The sequence below is a fragment of the Vibrio sp. 2096 genome, from assembly GCF_033339595.1.
GTDB lineage: Bacteria > Pseudomonadota > Gammaproteobacteria > Enterobacterales > Vibrionaceae > Vibrio > Vibrio alginolyticus.
This window is the reverse complement of sequence record NZ_JAWOUX010000035.1, coordinates 1-5003: the sequence shown is the minus strand read 5'-3', so window position 1 is coordinate 5003 and position 5003 is coordinate 1. Positions and strand designations below refer to the sequence as shown.

Genomic DNA, 5003 nt, shown 5'->3' with positions numbered 1-5003 from the left:
ATAGCAAACAATCATCAGCCAAATCTTAAGCTTAGAAACATGATTTTGATTGCTAGCTTTTTCTGGCGACTAACGCCGCGTTAAGTGGTGAACAACGCTACCACCTTACCTAAACCACTGTGCCGTAAACACTAAAACTGATTCAAACCAAAAATGCCAAGCGTTGTGAATCCGTCTTAAACGCCTTGTTAAATTTATTGTTCGATATGTTTGAGGAACCTGTAATAAAACTCTGGACACCCTTCAGGTAAGTTAACGACTAGCTTTTGTGCGTATAGTAGGCTTTGAGCTTTTTCTACAGCCTCTTCTACCATTGCGATCAATTTTTTCTGGTTAACGAAAGTGCTGTGTGCATTAGTCAATGTTGCGAAGTTACCATCCCAAACTTTAGTAGGGTAAGTAATTAACTCATCAGCCTCTGGGTCAAACACAAACATATGATTTGGTTGATTAGTGTATTGCGCTTTAGATAAACCGCTAGCCGTATGAAGGAAAGAATTTCGCAAAGCAACCAAAGTCTGAGTGTCAGTGTCATTTTCACCGAAACCACAAAAATAGTAGAGCGACTTTTTGATTGAGCTTGCTTTCTGATTACTAAACTCTGGCAACTCCGCATTTTTATAGCAATATCCAAGCTGATCTAGAACCGTAAATGCGGCAGACAATGGCAAAAAAGAACTTCCATATGTTTGCCACTTAACATGTCTGATTTCTCGTAAAACGGTAGACAATGAAGATGTTAGTAAACCATGATTCGTCTCAGTAAAATTACTATCAGATAAATGGGCATAAGCAAGTTCTTCCAATGAAAGTTGCTCTAACCTTTTCTTTTTTATCGCATGAAAAAACTCGAATCTCGTCATTATAACCTCATAAATTTAACGCCTTGCTAAGGTGTGAGTAACGCAATACAAAAGCTACCGCACAGCGCCTTAATCACCATAAGCCACCGCAAAGTAAAAATGCCACGCGTGCTGAATCACTCTTAAATTGTTTGTTATACGTGATTGCCCTTCCATGGCTATGGTGCCTAAATCGACATCAAAATCATATTAAAGAACAGCGGTAAACAAATCGCTAAATTAGCCATATCAGTGCTTGATATACTTTTCAATTTTGTTACGACCAAGACCATAACCCAGACCGTAACAGCAGCAAGAAATAAATCATTATCTAAGTCACTGTAATAATCAAACTTATCAAGTGAAGATAAAAGATCAGCCTCTTTCGTTTCCACCGCGTTTCTAAGCACATCATTCGCAATTGAACGATAATATTTCGAGAAACTCAGGAGAGTCAATTGAACCAGTGTGGCTACTATTAAAAATATCTTCATACTCTCATTACGTATAACGCCGCGTTAAGTGGTGAGCAACGCTACCACCCAACCTAAACCATTGTGCCATAAACACAAAAGCCGATTCGAACTGAAAGTGCCAAGCGTTGTGAATCCGCCTTGAACGCTTTGTTAGAACTGTACTCAAAGATAACGACTAACCCGTTCTAATTCTTTCAAAGCGATACTGTCAGCTGCGATTCCAACTTGGTTCGCCTGCAATGAATACCACTTAACTTCATCAGCCTCGTGAGCCGTAATGTCTCCTGCCCAACTGGTAACAATGAAATAATGGATCAACTGCAGTTCTTTTGTTGGGTGGTAAAGGGAACATAAATATTTGTATTCCGTTGGAATAACATTGAGCTCTTCATTTAACTCTCGGAGCAACGCAATACCGAAGTCGCCGCATACCACCTTAAACACTAAAACCAACGCATAGTGAAAATGCCACGCGTTGCGAATCCCTCTTGAACAGTTTGTTAGGGCTTGACCTACAGCAAGAACCATATTAGCTTATAGTTTCAACGTGTTGATGATCTGCTACCAGCTGGTGATTCTAGTTAGTTGTGCCAATACATGGTCGAAAAGAAGACCAATCATAGAACCAATATCTATAGGCATAGACGGAGATATCACCATGTTGTTATCTATAACACGTATCACCACGCTCTTCATTTCCACTACGCTGATCATTTTTAGTGGCATTTTAACTCTTTCCGACAACGAAAACGCCACTGCCTACCTAAATTCAGGCGTTGATCTACTAAAGTCTTTGAACCAGAGCTAGATTTCCTACAGGACTCCCAAATGGTACTGTACAAAAGTTGTTAAGTACCATTTGGTGAAAAGAGCCCTAACGCCTTGCTAAGGTGTGAGTAACGCAATACAAAAGCTACCGCACGACGCCTTAATCATATAAGCCACCGCAAAGTAAAAATGCCACGCGTTACGAATCACTCTTAAGCAATTTGTTAGTACATGCGCTACTTCTATCTATGGACTCCAAGATATTGAAAAGTGGCATGATATGAAAGGCTTTGAACACTGAAGTGAGACGGGCAGCTACAAAACTTTATCTCGATTGAAAGACGAAAGTTAGCTAGAAGAAAAACGCACTGAACTGCCCCACTTTTACTGGCTTCAAATTAGAAAAGGATTCGATCCTCGCACTTCGACGGCAACGCCAAAGAAAGGCAATTCTGACTTAGTAAAAACCACGAAAGAGAAGAAGCGCCAAACAAATAGGCTAAGAGTTAGAAACCGTAAACGGTGAAATCAAAGCAAACACTCCGCATATAGTGCCACCGGAAAGAACGTGAAAGGTACAAACTGAAAGGTGTAAAGACGAACGCCAAAACAGATAAACACCAAAACTGATGACCTTTGATGCTAAACCCGTACTAACGCCCTGTTAAGGGGTGAGTAACGCAATACCGAAGCCACCGCACACCACCTTAATCACTTAAACCAACGCATAGTGAAAGTGCCACGCGTTGCGAATCCCTCTTGAACAGTTTGTTATACAAATGGTTAATTGGATTCTGCGGTCTCTTTAAAGACTAAGTTAAGAGGTTTAGCTAAAGAGTAAATCCACAAACCAAATGCTACAAAGCACCACATAAACAACGCTAGAAAAAAACTAAATATTGGCCACATTGCTAATGCTAGTAACAGACCTGATACACCCGTTACTGGTGTTTCTTCCCACTTTACAGTCTCCGCACCAAATATGGATGCGATGCCACACATTAAAAAGAAAACAAAGAAGCTTAAGCTAAAGCCGATAAAAAGCATTTTGAAAAGAGACCTTTTCGATATTTTCTTAACTGTAATTTCCATTTTCATCCCTGTATTTGTATAACGCCCTGTTAAGGTGTGAGCAACACAATACTGAAGCCGCCGCATACCACCTTAAACACTTAAGCCAACGCATAGTGAAAATGCCACGCGTTGCGAATCACTCTTAAACAGTTTGTTAGCTGTGTTTTACAACACGAGCTTTGCTCCCAACATACCGAGTACTGCGATAGCTACCATCGTAAACCAAAGGTAAATCATAAAAGATAGGCATAACGAAAATAAGCCTCTCACAGCTTTATCTAACTTTGCATCTTCATCGTGCTGTAAAAAATATGCTAGTTCTGCTGTAGGTATTGATCCAGCAAAACTCTTAAATTTGAGCTTTATCATCATCAGGCCCATTGAGACTGGAAGACTCGATACTAATAAAATGATTCCCACCGAAATCCAGACATTCTCAGGGGATTCATTACCTAAAACTACTGCTGCTCCGATCAACACTAAAAGCATTCCCAGAAAGCCCTTAAAAGATGACAACAATGAGTCTCTTGTTTTTATATACAGCCAGAATAGCGGCTTATCGAATTTTCTCATTTTTTCCTCAAACAGCTAACGCCGCGTTAAGGGGTGAATGCCGCCTAAACCAAATTTCCGCAGACCACTTTCACCACCAAAACTCACCGCATACCAAAAATGCCACGCGGCATGAATCCCACTTGAACGCCTTGTTATGCTTAAGCTTCAATGGGTTACGTTTTGCTAAAACCAAGATTAACTCGACTTTGATTTACAAACAAAAGCCAAAACGTAGAAAACCGAAATGACTCATAGTTTTAAAAATCGGGCTTTGAAATTCGGCCGCTAAAACTCAAAAACCGAAGATTAAATTACTGATTGAACCAGCCGCCCTAACCGCGCACTTACCTGACAATTGATTGAGGCAACTCTCTAAATTTCCAGCGCCCAAGAATGGATGTCCAGAAAATAGCACCCACTGAAGCCAACTTGCCGACGAGCACAAAACCAAAAAGTTGAGGGAACAAAGAAAACCATAACCCACTGATTTTACGTGATTAAGCATAACGCCGCATTAAGGTGTGAGTGACGCTTGGCTATACTTGAGCGAAGCGAAACTGCCAAGCGTTACGAATCACTCTTAAATGCTTTGTTAGGTTTGTTTTCCAATTTCACTTTGAGCCCTAAGCCTCTCAAATGCCGAAGGTTTCGAGCCTGACTCAATATACGCAATGATTTCTGATACACAAGCTTCTACGCCTAAACTTGATGTGTCTAATTCAAGGTCATAAGTACGATGACTATGTACGCGATTAAACTGAAAACGGGCTGCTCCTTGTTTGCGGTCACCCCTCGACACTTCACGCGCTTCCAGCACTTCGAGAGGACAGTGCACACCGACGAAGAGCGCAGGCAACCCCTCAAACGCTTTAACACAAGCGTCTAACCATTCTGGCTGCTGAAGTACGTAATCTACGATAACGTTATTTCCTGCACGCGCAATAGCTGCTGCTGATTCATGGAAACCATTGACGATATAAGGGAATCGTTCTTCCATTAGTGAGGCATTATTTAGGTCACATTGAGCGATTTGAGACAAGTAAGTATCAACTGAGACATGTAGGTAAACATCAGCCAAAGCCTGTTGCAAGGCATGACTTAATGTCGTTTTTCCAGAGCTGGAAGTTCCATTTAAGAATATTACCAAACCATTAAACTCTTTCTTAAAATCAATATGATAGCGCTAAACTAATTGGTCGCAAGGAAAAACCTAACGCCTTGTTAAGGTGTGAGGCGCGCAATACCGAAGCTTCCGCATACCACCTTAACCACTAAAACCAACGCATAG

General features: G+C 41.0%; 6 protein-coding genes. All 6 read right to left on the bottom strand.

Annotation, left to right across the window (positions count from 1 at the left end; genetic code table 11):
• Positions 1-194: 194 nt before the first annotated feature.
• A complete protein-coding gene (locus R7Q41_RS23605) occupies positions 195-863 on the bottom strand; it encodes a hypothetical protein (protein ID WP_213915456.1) in 669 nt (222 codons plus the stop codon).
• 167 nt (positions 864-1030) lie between these two features.
• Positions 1031-1336: a hypothetical protein gene (locus R7Q41_RS23600; protein ID WP_013571662.1), complete on the bottom strand. Its 306-nt coding sequence runs from the start codon at positions 1334-1336 to the stop codon at positions 1031-1033.
• Between the two features lie 144 nt (positions 1337-1480).
• Positions 1481-1846 (bottom strand): NUDIX domain-containing protein, encoded by a 366-nt coding sequence (locus R7Q41_RS23595; protein WP_318144683.1) that lies wholly within the window; start codon positions 1844-1846, stop codon positions 1481-1483.
• A gap of 1023 nt (positions 1847-2869) precedes the next feature.
• On the bottom strand, positions 2870-3184 hold the full coding sequence (locus R7Q41_RS23590) for a hypothetical protein (RefSeq protein WP_171343458.1): 315 nt from the start codon (positions 3182-3184) through the stop codon (positions 2870-2872).
• A gap of 141 nt (positions 3185-3325) precedes the next feature.
• Positions 3326-3733, bottom strand: coding sequence for a hypothetical protein (locus tag R7Q41_RS23585; protein WP_213915444.1), 408 nt, complete (start codon positions 3731-3733; stop codon positions 3326-3328).
• Positions 3734-4307: 574 nt separating this feature from the next.
• Entirely contained in the window at positions 4308-4862 is a 555-nt protein-coding gene (locus R7Q41_RS23570; RefSeq protein ID WP_215810683.1) for a chloramphenicol phosphotransferase CPT family protein, read from the bottom strand.
• Between the last annotated feature and the right edge of the window lie 141 nt (positions 4863-5003).

Bases quoted from the DNA above. Each gene is read 5' to 3' on its own strand.
- R7Q41_RS23590 (WP_171343458.1), bottom strand. From the start codon at position 3,184: ATGAAAATGGAAATTACAGTTAAGAAAATATCGAAAAGGTCTCTTTTC.
- R7Q41_RS23585 (WP_213915444.1), bottom strand. From the start codon at position 3,733: ATGAGAAAATTCGATAAGCCGCTATTCTGGCTGTATATAAAAACAAGA.
- R7Q41_RS23605 (WP_213915456.1), bottom strand. From the start codon at position 863: ATGACGAGATTCGAGTTTTTTCATGCGATAAAAAAGAAAAGGTTAGAG.
- R7Q41_RS23600 (WP_013571662.1), bottom strand. From the start codon at position 1,336: ATGAAGATATTTTTAATAGTAGCCACACTGGTTCAATTGACTCTCCTG.
- R7Q41_RS23595 (WP_318144683.1), bottom strand. From the start codon at position 1,846: ATGGTTCTTGCTGTAGGTCAAGCCCTAACAAACTGTTCAAGAGGGATT.